This is a genomic window from Paenibacillus mellifer, from assembly GCF_023195895.1.
GTDB lineage: Bacteria > Bacillota > Bacilli > Paenibacillales > Paenibacillaceae > Fontibacillus > Fontibacillus mellifer.
The window spans coordinates 64,059-79,631 of the sequence record NZ_JALPRK010000015.1 but is presented as its reverse complement, the minus strand read 5'-3'; the positions used below and the strand labels follow the sequence as shown (position 1 = coordinate 79,631).

Here is a 15,573-nt window from a genome sequence, read left to right as displayed (position 1 = left end):
GCCCTTAGTATGCCGACAACCTTCTTCAATCTATACAAAGCCCCCTTTGGACATAAAAAAGCCTCCTCTCCTGCAAGGAACCGTCCAATTACCGGCAGGAAAAGAGGCGACTGTGTGCTATATCTTTTTAGACTTCCATAATGATCGGCAAAATCATCGGTCTACGGCGCGTTTGTTCATACAAGAAACGGCCGAGCGCATCCTTCACATTCGTTTTCAGTGAAGCCCATTCGTTTACGTTCTCGCTCATCAGCTTCTCGAGCGTGCTGGATACAATCCGATTCGCTTCATCCAGAAGCCCTTCCGATTCACGAACATAAACGAAGCCGCGGGAGATGATATCCGGACCGGATACAATCGTACCGTCCTGCTTGCTGAGCGTAACGACGACAACCAAGATGCCGTCTTGAGACAACAGCTTGCGGTCGCGCAAGACGATATTACCAACATCGCCAACGCCTAGTCCGTCGATCAATACGTTGCCGGCCGGTACTTTCCCAGCCTTACGAGCTACGCCGTTCTGAATCTCGATAGTATCCCCGATATCGACCAGGAAAATATTTTCCGACTCCACGCCAACCGACTCGCCGAGCAGCGCGTGTCTCCGCAGCATGCGGTATTCCCCGTGGATCGGAATGAAATATTTAGGCCGCATCAGGTTCAGCATCAGCTTCAATTCTTCTTGGCTGCCATGGCCCGATACGTGCACGCCGGAGTTCGAGCCGCTGTAAATAACTTCCGCGCCAAGGCGGAATAGCTCGTCGATCGTCCGACCCACATATTTCTCGTTGCCCGGGACTGGAGTCGCCGCAATGATGACCGTATCCCCAGGAAGGATATCGACCTTCCGGTGTGTCGAGCGGGCCATCCGTGTCAAAGCGGACATCGGTTCCCCTTGGCTGCCCGTGCACAGAATGACTACGCGGTCCGCAGCCATTTTGTTAACTTCCTCCGGCTCAATGATGATGCCGTCCGGTACGTTCAAATAACCTAGTTCTTCTGCAATCGTTACAACGTTCACCATGCTGCGTCCGATAATGGTCAATTTCCGGTTCGTTGCGTACGCCGCATCGATCACCTGCTGAATCCGGTGTACGTTAGAAGCAAAGGTAGCCACGACCACACGTTGCTTCGCTTTATGGAAAATATCGCTGAGCACGATCCCCACATTCTTCTCCGAAGGAGTGAAGCCCGGTCTCTCCGCATTGGTGCTATCCGATAAAAGTGCTAAAACGCCATTTTTCCCGATTTCGCCCATCCGATGCAAATCCGCATATTGATCATTGACTGGGGTATGATCAAATTTGAAGTCACCGGTATGAACCACGTTGCCTTCCGGGGTTTCGATGCATACGCCAACCGAATCCGGAATACTATGATTTGTCCGGAAGAACGAAGCTTTCATCGTTGTTCCGAGCTCGATTACGGAATCGGCGTTGATCAGCACGCGTTTCGTTTCGCCGAGCAGCCCCGCTTCCTTCAGCTTGTTCTCGACAAGCCCTAAAGTCAGTTTTGTCCCGTAAACCGGAACGTTTAAGTTCTTCAGTACGTAAGGCAAACCGCCGATATGGTCTTCGTGTCCGTGCGTCAGCACGATGCCTCTTACTTTATCGCGGTTCTCCGTCAAGTAAGTGATATCGGGAATGACGATGTCGATGCCAAGCATGTCCTCTTCCGGAAACTTAAGTCCGGAGTCGATGACCACGATGTCATTGGCATATTGAACGACATACATGTTCTTCCCAATCTCTGCGACGCCGCCCAATGCGAAAATCGTCAATTTTTCGTTATTCATTTTTTTAGACAAGTGAATCTAACCCTCCTAATTATTTTGGACGTTGTATCGAAAATTCCTATGGAAATGGCTCCGACCGCTGCATTTGATATCTAAAACTCATTCATTGCAGGAATAAACAACCGCCTCGATCAAGACGGTCTGGCCGTGTCTCCAAGTCATCATCCTAAAATGGTTGTTCAATTAAGTTATGGTAAGCCACAACGCTCCATCCAGCCCACAGCGATTTAGCATAACGAACTCCGCCTTCGCTTGCTGAGGTAAGCCTCTATTCTTGAACGATCCATTTCATTTAAAAATTCACCGCACCCAGTCACTTGAAATCATTATACATGATTAAATTGGCAAAAAACAAGTCAGACGCTTTACCTACGTTTAACGTTACCTTGCACCATGACAAAAAAACCGATGCCTATGATGAAGGCATCGGTTTATGGAAATACAGCACATATCTGGTTATTGAGCAAAGTGAACAACGGGTTAGAGGAAACTGCGAATCCGCAGCGCTTCTTGTTCATTCGGCGGAACCAGCGGCAGCCGCACAGAACCTACGGGATGTCCGGTCTCATTTAACGCGTACTTCACCGCTACCGGATTCGGGCATTCGAATAATACCTTGAATAACGGTAATAACTCACGATGCAGACGGCTTGCTTCATCAACCCGTCCGTTAAAGAACTGCACCACCATCTCTTTAATCGAACGGCCCGCAATATGGCTGGCCACGCTGATGACGCCATAGGCTCCCACCGCCATTGCCGGCAATGCCGAAGCATCATCCCCTGAGTAAACTCTAAAATGCTCTGGCGCTTGAGATACAATCGCGGCAATTTGATCGAGCGGCGCACATTCCTTGGTAGCCACGATGTTCGGGATCTTCGCCAGCCGCAGCGTTGTTTCGACGCTTAAGCTGACCACCGTACGGCTAGGTACGTTATACAGAATGATCGGCAGGCTTGTGACGGCCGCGATGGCTTCAAAATGGCGGAAAAGGCCTTCTTGATTCGGCTTATTGTAGTACGGGGCGACCAACAAGATTCCGTCAACGCCGCATTTTTCAGCCTCGCGCGTTAAATTTACGGAGTGAGCAGTATCATTGCTACCCGTGCCAGCGATGATTTTGCAGCGCCCGGCCACATGTTTCACCGCAAAGGCAAATAATTCAAGCTTTTCTTCATCCGTTAGCGTAGGGGACTCCCCTGTTGTTCCGCTTACGACAAGGCTGTCGGACTGTTGCTCCTCCACCAAATAGTCGATCAGGCTTGCGGTCTGGTCCCAGTCAATTTTCCCTTGATCATTAAAAGGCGTTACCATGGCTGTAATCACTCTTCCGAAATTAATCACGCCATTTCCTCCTCCCGTCTCCCGCTTCGCTTTTTTAGTACTGCCCTATCAGCATTCCCTGCCTTTTCCCTATGCGATCCAACGATTTCGAAGGGTTAACGCCCCAGTTCGAATTTGGCATGCAACGCCCGCAGCGCTTGCACCATATCGTCCTTATGCACCAACACCCAAATCGTGGTATTCGAATCTGCCGATTGCAGAATTTGAATTCCATGTTCAGTTAACGCTTCAACAATCTTGGCCATAATCCCAGGTACCCCGTTGATCCCGCCGCCAATGACCGACACCTTGGCACAACCAGTGCAGATTTGCGGAGAGAGTTCCAACGACTTCAGTACCGTTTCGGCCTTGGTCGAATCTTTGTCAAATACGGTATAAACGACGCCTGTTGGGGTCACATTAATAAAATCAACGCTGATGTCATTCTCTGCCATCGACTTAAACACTTGCAATTGCAGGTTGTCAGGACCTTTGCCAGCCGATTCCACCCGGATTTGCGTCACATTCGCCACATAAGCAATCCCAGTCACGTAACGGTCCACGATCCCGATCTGGACATCCTTAAATCCTTCGGGATTCGCTACCAACGTTCCTTCTCCCTGCGAGAAAGTCGAGCGAACGCGCACGGGAATCCCCGCTTGCATCGCAATTTCCACCGCACGGGGATGGATGACCTTCGCGCCCTGATGCGCCATGTTGCAGATTTCCGCGTAGCTAACGTATTCGAGCGGCTTCGCATCCTCGACAATCCGTGGATCCGCAGTTAATATTCCATTCACGTCCGTGTAAATATCAACCATCTCCGCATGTAGTGCAGCCCCCAGCGCCGTAGCTGAAGTATCGCTGCCTCCACGACCCAGTGTTGTGAAATCGCCGCCCTGATTTTGCCCTTGAAATCCCGTTACGATCACAACGTCTTTCTGCTGCAGCTCTTCCAGCACCCTTGTCGGGACGATATCCAGAATTCTCGCGTTGCCAAACTGGCTGTCCGTTCGAAAGCCGGCTTGAGCACCGGTTAACACGACCGAGGAGATATTGCGCTCGGCCAGCAGGCTGCACAGCTTGGCTGCAGAAATAATTTCACCGCAAGCCATCAATAAATCTTGTTCGCGGGGCGGTAAATAGCTATCCCCCTCAGCAACCAAATCCAGCAAGGTATCAGTCGCGTAAGGATCGCCTTTGCGGCCCATGGCCGAAACCACCACGACGAGCCGGAAACCGTTATCCAGTTCCCGGCGTACGTGTGAGATGACATGTTCTCTTGCTTCCATCGTCGAAAGAGACGTGCCACCGAATTTTTGCACCAAAATGCGCATGGATATTCCTCCAGTTAATAAGTGCGGAGTAAAGCGATGACTTCATTCCGTAAGATTAGTAAGATTAACGAACCCAGAGCTTCGAAAACATACCCCTTCGCCGCAATGATCTCCGCGATTGTATACGGTATTCCATGCTGCGCCTTTGAGCAAATTGTTCCGATTCTTCCTACCTTTGTTGTTGAGTCCGTCTTGTAAAGATCGCGGCGTATAACGACCTGCATCGGTTACCATTTACCCATGAAAACGTTCGATAATCAGCGGTTGCAGCTGCTTGCCTTCAAGCGCAGCATAACAAGCCTCAGGTACCAGTTCCATGTTCGCTACGAGCGAATTCGGTTTACCGGTCGGATTATCTTGGCCGAATGGAACGAAATACACATTTTTAGCCACGATTAATTTCGCAATGTTCGCCAAATTAAAACCTAAACCGTCATTAGTCGACACCGCGATGACAAGCGGGCGCCCGTTTCGCAGCTGGGCTTTCGCCGCCATCAGAACGGGACTGTCCGTTACGGCGTTGGCCAACTTGCTCGTGGTCGTTCCCGTGCAGGGAGCGATGACCAACACGTCGAGCAACTTGCTTGGACCCAGCGGTTCAGCTTCGACAATTGAAGAAATAATATCATTCCCTGTAATATCTTTCAACTGTTTGCGCCAATCTTCCGATTTACCGAAACGGGTGTCGGTCGTAAGCACCGACTGGGATATGATCGGCACAACCTTCGCCCCTCCGTCGACAAAACGCTGAATCTGAGGCATTACCTCAGCAAACGTACAATGCGAGCCCGTAATGGCGTAACCTACCGTTTTTCCCTGCCAATTCACTGTTCATCCCCCCGTAATTGAAACTCATCCAAAATCGACTGACAAATCGTGTTTGCCATAATAATTCCAGCCGTTTTGGGAGCGACGATACCGGGGATGCCAGGGGCTAAAATCGCCTTCACTCCGCGTTTCTCAGCGAAACGGAAATCCGTCCCGCCAGGCGCCGAAGCAAGGTCGATAATCACCGCCGTGCGGGGCAGCTTCGAGATGATTTGCGCTGTGACTATCATAGTCGGAATCGTATTAAAAATCAAGTCAACATCCCCTACGTTAGCGGCCAAATCCCTTGTCGCAAAAGGCTTCCAGCCCATTTGCACCGCTCTGGCCACGTCGTCTTCCCGGCGTACCCCTACCCTTACATTCGCTCCCAAACCTTGCAGCGTTGCAGCCAGTGTAAAACCTGTTCGCCCAATCCCGAGCACGATGCACGTCGAACCATGAATGGTAATGTCCGTATTCTGGATCGCCATCATCACTGCGCCCTCCGCCGTCGGAATCGAGTTATAAATGGCGACATCATCTCGGTCAAGCACCTCGATGATCTGAAATCCGTGCTCGTTGCCCATTTGCTTCAAGAAGCTTTTGGCAATCCCGGTATAAACCAGTGTGCTTTTTCGAATAGCTGCGAACCATTCCTGTTTGATGACCAGTTGTTCCGCAGAGAACGGCGCCGGGATGACACCATGATCATCGCAACCGATTACCGGAAGGATGATGACGTCGGCACCGGTAAGCAAACCTGGACTTAACGTCTCCTGCGATACTCCCTTCAGCGGGGTCTCCAACCGATCGAAGCCAACAACCCGAACCGTCGCGTCTAGTTCCAGACATTTGTTGATGACCTCCACCTGCCGGGCGTCACCACCGAGGAATACAATCGTTATTCCGGTCAGCATTCTTAGACGGCACTCCTTCCAAGCAACACAGTATAGAGCATCTTATGCCGCTGCCTACAAAGTGGTGAAAAGGGAGTAACGTCTAGGCCAATACAAAAAAGACCGTCCGACGGGGGACGGTCATTCTCGAGCGATGGTTCACGGTGTAATAAGGGACAGTTAGGGTGTTATTTCAAGCTGAACCCGTCATATCCGCCACTTTTAGGAACGATAAATGAAAGTAAGGGTAAAAAAGTCCTTTATTTCGGCCATAACCCTTGCCTAACCGAAAATAAGAACCTTTTTTACCCTTCTTCATTAGAACCTGAGTAAGATACGCAGGTTTACTCGCTCGCTCCGCACCTTACTTCGTCCCCGTATGTCCAAACCCGCCGGCGCCGCGAACGGTCTCCGACAGCTCGTCTACCTGCACGAGGTTTACTTCAGGGACGATCTGGAACACCATCTGCGCAATCCGTTCATTCCGCTGAATGACAAACGGTTCCTGCCCAAGGTTGATCAGCAGCACCTTGATTTCGCCGCGGTAATCGGCGTCGATCGTCCCGGGCGTATTCAAGCACGTGATTCCGTGCTTATAAGCCAGGCCGCTGCGCGGGCGGATCTGCGCCTCTAAGCCCCCTGGCATCGCGATAGCGATCCCGGTCGGCACGAGGGCACGTTGTCCCGGCTGGAGCGTTAGCTCCTCCGTGACGGCTGCGTAGAGGTCAAAGCCGGAGGCCAGCTCCGACATTTTGCGAGGCAGCTCAATATCTTCATTTCCTGCTAATCGATTGATTTGTACTTCAAACGACAAGTTCATCTCTCCTTACTCCCGAAATCACGCGATCTGACGAGCCTACCATAGCCAGGGAAAACGGTTGGCTAAACATAACCTTCAGCACTGTATTCACATCGTCCATCGTCACCGACTCGATCCGGGCAATCATTTCATCCAAGGTATAATGTTTGCCCAGCATCAGCTCGTTCTTGCCGAGTCGGTTCATGCGGCTACCGGTGCTCTCCAGGCTCAAAATCAAACTTCCCTTCAATTGTTCCTTCCCTTTACTCAACTCGCTGGTGGTAATCCCGTTGACCGATACGTCGTGCAGGATTTCCTTGGTCAAGTCCAGCACTTCTTTTGTCTGGCGCGGCGCAGTACCCGCGTACACCGTAAATAAGCCGCTGTCCGCATGCGAGCTATGATAGGAGTACACCGAGTACGCCAAGCCACGTTTCTCGCGAATTTCCTGGAAGAGGCGCGAGCTCATGCCACCTCCGATCGCATTGTTAAGCAGGACCATGGCATACTGTTTCTCTTCTCCAACCGGTAAACCCGGAAAGGACAAGCAGATATGATTTTGTTCTGTTTTCTTGCGATGGAATTGGAGACCGCCCAAGAAGTCAGGCGCAACTAACGGACTGGAGTTCCCCCGTTTCGAAAAATCGCCGAAATATTTCTCCAGCAGATCGATGACTTGATCGTCAATATTGCCGGCTACGCTGATGACCGTGTTCTCGATCGTGTAGTGCTCGCGCATATATTCCCGAAGATGCTCGGATTCCATGGCGCGGAGCTGCTCCTCGGTCCCTAATATCGGCAGTGCCAGCGGATGTTCCCCGTAGGCCGCCTGCGATACAAGATCATGCACCATATCATCCGGCGTGTCTTCGTACATGGAGATTTCCTCGACGATCACGTTCTTCTCTTTCCGCAGCTCTTCGGCATCGAACAAGGAACGGAAGAACATGTCTGACAATACGTCGACCGCAATCGGTAAATGCTCATCAAGCACTTTAGCATAATAACAAGTATACTCCTTGGACGTAAACGCGTTTACATTCCCGCCGATCGCATCAAATTGCTCTGCGATATCTTTGGCACTGTATCGCTCCGTACCTTTAAACAGCATGTGTTCGATAAAATGTGATATTCCGCCCCGTTCGGGGCTCTCATTGCGGGAGCCGGTTTTGACCCAAATACCAAACGAGACCGAACGGCAAGTCGGTATTTTCTCCATAACCACCCGAAGGCCGTTTTTTAATTGCGTTTTCTTCACGAAAGGCCCTCCTAAATGTTTTGCGAAGCATTTCTGCGCATTGTAATAAATGCACCCCTATCCTACCAAAAAAAGGCGGCAAGCTCAACTCTGCGGAACCTCGGCTTCGACCCGATCGGGCGACAACGTCTGCTCCACCGTACCTAACATCAATCCTTTGCTGCGGATGGCTTGTATCATCCCCTCAAGCGCATCCCGGCTGGAGGCCGTGGGGTGCATCAGAATGAGCGTGCCCGGCTCCACCTTGCTGGAAATTTTGCTGACAATACGGGATGCCGGCGGGTTTCTCCAATCCACCGTATCCAAGGTCCACAAGACCGTCTTAAGTCCTTGCTCTGCTGCCAGCTTCACGGTTTGCATATTATAATCACCCGAAGGCGGGGCAAACCAGCGATTCTCCACGCCCAACTTCTCCTTCAACAGCTCTTTCGTCTTGGAGATTTCAAGGCGTGCCCGGGTTATTTCCAGCTGGCTCATATTCGGATGCGAGTAGGCATGATTTTCAATTTGATGGCCACGACGCTTGATTTCTGCAGCCATTTCTTCATTCTTCTTTAACCAGCTGCCATCCAGGAAGAAGGTAGCTTTCACCTTCGTCTTATCCAACGTATCAAGCATAGGAGTAAGATATTCATTCCCCCAGGCAACATTAATCATCAGCGCGGCCATTGGCTTATTGGGATTCCCCCGGTAAATCGGCTGGGCACCCAAATCATCCAGGTTCACCTTCGGTTTCAGCTCGCGGTATACGTATTCGATTTCAGCACCTTCCGGTTGCTGTTTCGCCTTAGCGTAGGTGCGCTCAACATCCACTTCACGGCCGTTATAGCCGGGAATGGCTTTCCAGACCCGGTCAACAACGGCGTCCACCGGCTCGATCCGCCGCTTTACAGCTTCATCGACGATTTGGGTCAGAAGAGGATCTGTACCCTTCGTCGTCCCGCCGCTTTCAAGGTCCTGTAAGCCTATAGCGCCGGGCCCTCCTGCCAGGTCGTTAATTAGGCGGAAAGCGAAGCTGCCACCCTCTCCCTCCGAGCTTTCCACGACAAAAGCCCGAATGCCGGCAAACTGCCCCAGTATCATGACAAAGGCAATGCATATCGCGATGACCGCAAACTTGTTCCGACCCATGCTGAAGCTCATCCCCTCAAACGGTTTTTGTCCCCATCATATGTTGACAAGCCCGTAGATATGCTTCCTTTCCGGAAGCATTAAAAAAGAGCCAGAATTGATTCATTCTGTCTCTTTTCCCGCAAGGATGACCTGCGTTGTCAAACTGATTTATTTAGTTGGAAGGGGATTTTTCCGTTTCTGCGGTTAACACCGCTTTGCGGGAAAGATTGATCCGTCCTTGGTTGTCGATCTCGGTTACCTTAACGGTTACCGTATCACCGATCGCCACAACATCCTCCACTTTAGCTACACGTTCCGTGGACAACTGGGAAATATGCACCAAACCGTCTTTACCCGGCAAAATTTCGACGAAAGCGCCGAATTTCTCAATCCGTTTGACGGTACCTACATAAATTTCACCGACCACGACTTCCTTGACGATTCCTTCGATAATCGAACGCGCTTTGCTGTTCATCTCTTCGTTCGTAGAAGCGATAAATACGCGGCCGTCTTGTTCGATATCGATTTTCACGCCGGTTTCCTCGATGATCTTGTTGATGATCTTGCCACCTGCGCCAATGACATCGCGGATCTTGTCCGGATTGATGTGCATGATGACGATCTTCGGCGCGTATGGAGACAAATGCTCCTTCGGCTTTTGGATGCGCTCCATCATTTTGGACAGGATAAACATCCGGCCTTCACGGGCTTGTTTCAAAGCATCCGTTAAAATCTGCCGGTCGATCCCGTCGATCTTGATGTCCATCTGAATGGCTGTAACGCCTTCCGAGGTGCCAGCCACTTTGAAGTCCATATCTCCGAGATGATCTTCCATCCCTTGAATGTCCGTCAAGATAGACACATGCTCACCGTCTTTAATCAGTCCCATCGCCACCCCGGCAACTGGAGCTTTGATCGGAACGCCGGCATCCATCATCGCCAGCGTGCTGGCGCATATGCTCGCTTGAGACGTCGAACCGTTGGATTCCAAAACTTCCGATACAAGACGAATCGTATACGGGAATTCAGTTTCCGGCGGAATTACCTTCGACAACGCGCGTTCGCCTAGAGCACCGTGACCGATTTCGCGGCGGCCCGGAGCCCGAAGTGGACGAGCTTCACCTACGCTGAACGGCGGGAAGTTATAATGGTGCATAAAGCGCTTGGATTCTTCCAGATCGATGCCGTCAAGAATTTGAACGTCACCCAGCGCCCCCAATGTACATACACTAAGCGCCTGCGTTTGTCCACGCGTAAACAGACCGGAGCCGTGCGTACGTGGCAGCAGATTGATATCGCATTCGATCGGACGAATTTCTTCCAATTTACGACCGTCAGGGCGCACTTTATCATGGGTAATCAACCGGCGCACTTCATCCTTGACGATGTCATGCAAGACTTCCTTCACATCGGCAAGCAGTTCCGGCGATTCTATGTATTTCTCTTCGAACTGAGCCACCGTTTCGTCGTTGATAGCATCAATCGCATCCTGACGTGCATGCTTCTCGGCGATCTTCACAGCTTCAACCAGACGATCCTGGGCAAAAGCGCGAACTTCCCGGTCCACATCTTCATTTACCTTATGGAGCTTGACTTGCATTTTCTCTTTACCGGCTACTTTCACAAGCTCTTCGATGACGGCAACGATATTCTTAATTTCATCATGGCCGAACATGATTGCCTCGAGCATGACCTCTTCAGGTACTTCGTTGGCTTCCGCCTCCACCATCATAATGGCGTCTTTGGTACCGGCTACAACCACGTAAATGTCACTGGCTTCCTGTTGCGCTACGTCTGGATTAATCACGAATTGTCCGTTAACCCGCCCAACCGCTACGCCGCCGATCGGCCCGTTAAACGGAACGTCGGAAATGCTAAGCGCCGCTGAAGTCCCGATCATCGCCGCAATTTCTGGCTCGCAGTCTTGATCCACGCTCATGACCAGGTTCACGATTTGCACGTCGTTACGGAAGCCTTCCGGGAACAGCGGGCGAATCGGACGGTCGGTCAAGCGGCTAGCCAAAATAGCCTTTTCACTCGGACGACCTTCCCGTTTAATGAAGCCGCCGGGAATTTTACCGACTGCATAAAGTTTCTCTTCATAATTGACCGTCAACGGGAAAAAGTCCAAGTCCTTGGGCTCCGAAGACGCTGTAACCGTACATAACACCGCCGTATCGCCGTAGCGGACCATAACAGCCGCGTTGGCTTGCTTGGCCAATCGGCCGGTTTCCAGGATGAGAGGTCTCCCCCCCAAATCCATTTTCACTTGATTCTGCATGAAATCCCTCCTTATCACCAATACAAGTTCGGTACTGAGTTCATTATTTCCTGCTTTTCGGCAATTCATAAGATGAATGGCTGTCCCAGCTATAGAAAGATGTCCTCATAACAAAAGCTCCTGAAGGAGCTGATCGTGGAAGCTTATCGTAACAAGCCCTAAATGGGTAAAAAGCAACCCGGCCGCATACGTACGCTTCGCCAGCGTCCGCCATGCAACTAGGCTGCTTTTATCAAACATTCGAATTAACGACGCAATCCAAGTTTCTCGATCAAAGCGGAGTAACGTCTCACGTCTTTGTTCTTCAAGTAAGCCAACAACTTACGACGTTGACCAACCATCTTCAGAAGACCGCGACGGGAATGATGGTCCTTCTTGTGCGTGCGCAAGTGGTCCGTCAAATTCACGATATTCTCCGTAAGGATAGCAATTTGCACCTCAGGGGATCCGGTATCGGACTCATGAGTTTTGTGCTCTTGGATCAATTGTTGTTTACGTTCTTGAGTCAATGCCATCCTGTTCACCTCCTTTATCTCAAATCGCCGTTAGCCTCGTCGCCGGCGGTGAAACCGTGCAACCAAGCCAAGGTTCTTGCTGCCGCTTGGAAAAAACATGTTCTTCCTCATGACAACGTTACATAGTATACCATAGCCGATAGGTAAAGTAAATGCCATGTCCAGCTTGATTATGGGGAAGTTTTCAGCAACCGTTTAGCGGTGTCCGCATCCCGCCCGATTTGCGCGATCAATTCATCCAGCGAACTGAACTTACGCTCCTCGCGGATATAATGAACCAATTCCACGGACAAGCTCTCATCATAAATCTCACCGGTAAACTCAAATAAATGAGCTTCGAGCCAAAAGATCTTCCCATCCTCATGAAAGGTTGGCTTTACCCCAACATTCATCACACCGGAGTAGGTGGTGCCGTTGTGGGTCACCCGTACGGCGTATACCCCGCTGGCCGGTACGACATAGTGTTCCGCCAGTTTAAGGTTTGCTGTCGGAAAACCGAGCTGGCGCCCGCGCTTTTCACCGTGCATGACCGTCCCTTTCAACGAGTACGTCCGGCCAAACCAGCGATTGGCAAGCTCGATCTCGCCTTCCTGCAGTGCTTTACGGATACCCGAGCTGCTCACTTTTTCTCCATCGATCAGGAACGGCGGCACCGTGTTTACATCCAGGACGTTGCCGCTCAATTCGCGGAGCATTCCCGCGTCTCCTTCGCCCCGGTACCCATAACGGAAGTCAAATCCAACAACGGCTGTATGCACCTTAAGCGGCACCAGGATGCCGGATACGAAATTTTGCGGGCTCACCCGAGAGAAGGCATCGTTAAATTCAACGATATATACGAAATCCACGCCCATTTCACGTAAAATTCGCTCCTTCTCCTCGGGAGGCGTTAAATAGCCGTCATAATCGCCTTTCTTCATGACTTCCTTCGGATGCGGATGGAACGTCATGACGGAGGCGGGAAGGCCTAGTTCGCCGGCGAGCCTTACAGCAGAATCAATCACGCTGGCATGTCCCAGGTGAAGCCCGTCAAATTGACCGATCGCCAGCACTTGCGGGCAAGCATTTTGTTCAATAAATCGTTCGGTTAGTGGATATGATAATTTTATCGTTTCCATGATCATGTCACCTGCAATTTTCCTCGGAATGCGCATTTCATGAGGCCTATTCTATTCGGGTAAAAATACTTTGACTGCCTTCACAGCCATCGTCTCCTCTTCCACCCGGAAAACGCCTAAAAATTGATGTTCTGGGCTGTAAAGCCGCACGGTTTCACCGCGTTTGACCGCCGGAGATACCACGGTAGAAGACAGCCTTTGACCTTGTAATGCCGCTTTAACTTTATCGGATGAAACCATGTGAGCCGGCAAATGCTCCACCGCTCTGTCAACCGGCAATAAATGCTCTTGCAGCGTTCCGTCCGCGACGTGCCTCGCAACCTCATCCAGCGTCAGACAATGCGACTCCGTGATGCCGGCTGACATCGTTCGCTTCAGCTCGGTCATCGCCGCAGGCACGCCAAGCGCTCGCCCAATATCGACGCATAGTGTTCGGATATAAGTCCCTTTGGAGCATAACGCCCGGAAAGAGATCCGGGGATGAGGTCCTTCCGGATGGAAAGCAAGCAACTCCAATTCATAGATCGTCACTTCGCGGGGCTTACGCTCCACGGTTTTACCTTCCCGTGCCAGCTCATACAATCGCTTGCCGTCTTGCTTCAGCGCGGAATACATCGGCGGAATCTGCGAGATCGTTCCTATGAAACGGGACAATACCTGCCGAACTTCCTCTTCCGTGACCCGAACCTCTTCCACCTGTTCGATGACTTCACCCGTCATGTCCTCTGTATCCGTAGCAACTCCAAGTACTAAAGTCGCCTCGTATTCCTTCGGCAACTCTTGCAAATATTCAACCATTCGCGTTGCGCGCCCAAGACATAATGGCAACACGCCTGTGACTGCCGGGTCTAGCGTGCCCGTATGACCGATTCGCTTCATCTTCAGGATGCCTCGGCATTTGGCGACCACATCGTGTGAAGTAAACCCAGCCGGCTTGTGGATAGGCAAAATGCCTTCGAATGCATTCATAACTGCAGCCTCACTTGTTCCAGCACTCTAGGGATGATCGTTTCCAAGGTACCCTCAATTCGAGCCCCCGCTGCCCGGACATGTCCGCCGCCGCCAAAATGTTGGGCGACCCTTGCTACATCAACAGTTCCAGCGGACCGCATACTCACCTTAACGGCTTGTTCGTTAATGACTTTAAACAGCAGCCCCACTTCGACCCCTTGAATATTTCGCGGATAATTGACGATGCCTTCCATGTCCTCGTGCACCGCACCGGTCGCTTTTAAATCTTCGTCATCTACGGATACCCAGCCAATCTTCCCGTCTTCCGTGAGCTCAAGACCGTTTAAAGCCCGAGTCAGTAAGCGCAGCTGCGGCAACGTCATTTGTTCCAGCAGCAACTCGGATAAGCCGGGACCATCCACGCCGTATTCCAACAGTTTGGATGCAGCCGCCATGACCTTCGGCGATGTATTGGAATACCGGAAGCCGCCGGTATCCGTCAACAGTCCCGTATACAGCGCTGTTGCGGCCGACTCGTCCAAATCGAGCCCCATATAAGTAAGAAGGTCGAATAAGATCTCAGCGGTGGCTGCCGCACTTGGTACGACGAGATTGACCGTACCGTAGAGGTCATTGGTCGGATGATGATCGATATTGAGCAGTTGCGCGCCTTCGGCAAACCATTCGTGCGTCATGCCTACCCGTTTGAAATCAGCACAGTCCACGCAAATCACATGGTCAAACTTGCGGTCAAGCGGCGTGACCGACAAATCGAGAATTTCTTCCGCACGCCAAAGGTAACGCATCCGCTTCGGGATCGGCCCTTCGTTGACCATTACGAATTTTTTGCCCAGACATGACAGAAGCCAGCCCACCACAAGGGTGGAACTGACTGCGTCACCGTCCGGCTGAACATGCGAAACGATCAGGAAATGATTATGCTGAGTCAAAAAATCTCTGGTCTGACTCAGCTCCCGTTCATAGGTCGTCTGCATAGCCGTCTCCTTCTAATTCCATTTGAAATATCATTCTTCGTGCTCATGTGTGATTTCACCGAGAATCTTCTCAATCCGGCTGCCGTATGCGATGGATTCATCGATCTTAAAAATCAACTCCGGCGTGTGACGCAGCCGAATTCGTTTTCCGACTTCGGTACGTAAGAAGCCGGTCGCTTTCTCGATCGCTTTTAAGGATTCATTTTTCTTCTCCTCGTCGCCAAACACACTGAGATAAACTTTGGCCTGCGACAAATCGCTCGTCACATCGACCCCGGTCACCGTGACAAAACCGATGCGCGGATCTTTCAGTTCACTCTGGATGAGCACGCTAAGTTCTTTCTTAATCTGTTCGCCTACGCGGCCGGTACGATTTTTGGCCATT

The 15,573-nt window shown here is 51.2% G+C and carries 14 protein-coding genes; all 14 read right to left on the bottom strand.

Translation table 11 applies throughout. The annotated features are described in order from the left end of the window. Positions 1-127 precede the first annotated feature (127 nt). The 14 genes from M0651_RS15895 to rbfA all read right to left on the bottom strand — a co-directional run bounded on the left by M0651_RS15895 (position 128) and on the right by rbfA (position 15,572). Entirely contained in the window at positions 128-1,807 is a 1,680-nt protein-coding gene (locus tag M0651_RS15895) for a ribonuclease J (RefSeq protein ID WP_248552723.1), read from the bottom strand. Positions 1,808-2,275: 468 nt separating this feature from the next. Next, positions 2,276-3,139, bottom strand: coding sequence for a 4-hydroxy-tetrahydrodipicolinate synthase (dapA, locus tag M0651_RS15890; protein WP_248552722.1), 864 nt, complete (start codon positions 3,137-3,139; stop codon positions 2,276-2,278). A gap of 95 nt (positions 3,140-3,234) precedes the next feature. Beyond that, positions 3,235-4,455 (bottom strand): aspartate kinase, encoded by a 1,221-nt coding sequence (dapG, locus tag M0651_RS15885; protein ID WP_248552721.1) that lies wholly within the window; start codon positions 4,453-4,455, stop codon positions 3,235-3,237. 234 nt (positions 4,456-4,689) lie between these two features. Further along, positions 4,690-5,283 carry a dipicolinate synthase subunit B gene (locus M0651_RS15880; protein ID WP_248552720.1) on the bottom strand — a complete coding sequence of 198 codons (594 nt, stop codon included), beginning with the start codon at positions 5,281-5,283 and terminating at the stop codon, positions 4,690-4,692. Next, entirely contained in the window at positions 5,280-6,179 is a 900-nt protein-coding gene (gene dpsA, locus M0651_RS15875; RefSeq protein WP_248552719.1) for a dipicolinate synthase subunit DpsA, read from the bottom strand. The genes M0651_RS15880 and dpsA overlap by 4 nt, the downstream gene beginning before the upstream one ends. A 343-nt stretch (positions 6,180-6,522) precedes the next feature. Continuing rightward, on the bottom strand, positions 6,523-6,978 hold the full coding sequence (gene dut / locus M0651_RS15870) for a dUTP diphosphatase (RefSeq protein ID WP_372490969.1): 456 nt from the start codon (positions 6,976-6,978) through the stop codon (positions 6,523-6,525). After that, positions 6,962-8,215 carry a M16 family metallopeptidase gene (locus tag M0651_RS15865; protein ID WP_248552718.1) on the bottom strand — a complete coding sequence of 418 codons (1,254 nt, stop codon included), beginning with the start codon at positions 8,213-8,215 and terminating at the stop codon, positions 6,962-6,964. Before M0651_RS15865 ends, dut begins: the two co-directional genes overlap by 17 nt. An 84-nt stretch (positions 8,216-8,299) precedes the next feature. After that, positions 8,300-9,346, bottom strand: coding sequence for a polysaccharide deacetylase family protein (locus M0651_RS15860; protein WP_248552717.1), 1,047 nt, complete (start codon positions 9,344-9,346; stop codon positions 8,300-8,302). A gap of 154 nt (positions 9,347-9,500) precedes the next feature. Then, positions 9,501-11,609, bottom strand: coding sequence for a polyribonucleotide nucleotidyltransferase (pnp, locus tag M0651_RS15855; protein WP_248552716.1), 2,109 nt, complete (start codon positions 11,607-11,609; stop codon positions 9,501-9,503). Positions 11,610-11,854: 245 nt separating this feature from the next. Next, complete coding sequence (gene rpsO, locus M0651_RS15850) at positions 11,855-12,124, bottom strand: 30S ribosomal protein S15 (RefSeq protein WP_018752384.1); 270 nt, start codon at positions 12,122-12,124, stop codon at positions 11,855-11,857. A gap of 170 nt (positions 12,125-12,294) precedes the next feature. After that, positions 12,295-13,242 carry a bifunctional riboflavin kinase/FAD synthetase gene (locus M0651_RS15845; RefSeq protein ID WP_248552715.1) on the bottom strand — a complete coding sequence of 316 codons (948 nt, stop codon included), beginning with the start codon at positions 13,240-13,242 and terminating at the stop codon, positions 12,295-12,297. 51 nt (positions 13,243-13,293) lie between these two features. Next, on the bottom strand, positions 13,294-14,211 hold the full coding sequence (gene truB, locus M0651_RS15840; RefSeq protein ID WP_248552714.1) for a tRNA pseudouridine(55) synthase TruB: 918 nt from the start codon (positions 14,209-14,211) through the stop codon (positions 13,294-13,296). Further along, positions 14,208-15,188 carry a DHH family phosphoesterase gene (locus M0651_RS15835; protein WP_248552713.1) on the bottom strand — a complete coding sequence of 327 codons (981 nt, stop codon included), beginning with the start codon at positions 15,186-15,188 and terminating at the stop codon, positions 14,208-14,210. Before M0651_RS15835 ends, truB begins: the two co-directional genes overlap by 4 nt. A 30-nt stretch (positions 15,189-15,218) precedes the next feature. Continuing rightward, on the bottom strand, positions 15,219-15,572 hold the full coding sequence (gene rbfA, locus M0651_RS15830) for a 30S ribosome-binding factor RbfA (protein ID WP_248552712.1): 354 nt from the start codon (positions 15,570-15,572) through the stop codon (positions 15,219-15,221). Position 15,573: the final 1 nt, after the last annotated feature.

Excerpts from the sequence above, each read along its gene's own strand:
- dpsA (WP_248552719.1), bottom strand. The coding sequence starts at position 6,179 with ATGCTGACCGGAATAACGATTGTATTCCTCGGTGGTGACGCCCGGCAG.
- rbfA (WP_248552712.1), bottom strand. The coding sequence starts at position 15,572 with ATGGCCAAAAATCGTACCGGCCGCGTAGGCGAACAGATTAAGAAAGAA.
- dapG (WP_248552721.1), bottom strand. The coding sequence starts at position 4,455 with ATGCGCATTTTGGTGCAAAAATTCGGTGGCACGTCTCTTTCGACGATG.
- pnp (WP_248552716.1), bottom strand. The coding sequence starts at position 11,609 with ATGCAGAATCAAGTGAAAATGGATTTGGGGGGGAGACCTCTCATCCTG.
- truB (WP_248552714.1), bottom strand. The coding sequence starts at position 14,211 with ATGAATGCATTCGAAGGCATTTTGCCTATCCACAAGCCGGCTGGGTTT.
- dut (WP_372490969.1), bottom strand. The coding sequence starts at position 6,978 with ATGAACTTGTCGTTTGAAGTACAAATCAATCGATTAGCAGGAAATGAA.
- M0651_RS15835 (WP_248552713.1), bottom strand. The coding sequence starts at position 15,188 with ATGCAGACGACCTATGAACGGGAGCTGAGTCAGACCAGAGATTTTTTG.
- M0651_RS15860 (WP_248552717.1), bottom strand. The coding sequence starts at position 9,346 with ATGGGTCGGAACAAGTTTGCGGTCATCGCGATATGCATTGCCTTTGTC.
- M0651_RS15845 (WP_248552715.1), bottom strand. The coding sequence starts at position 13,242 with ATGGAAACGATAAAATTATCATATCCACTAACCGAACGATTTATTGAA.
- rpsO (WP_018752384.1), bottom strand. The coding sequence starts at position 12,124 with ATGGCATTGACTCAAGAACGTAAACAACAATTGATCCAAGAGCACAAA.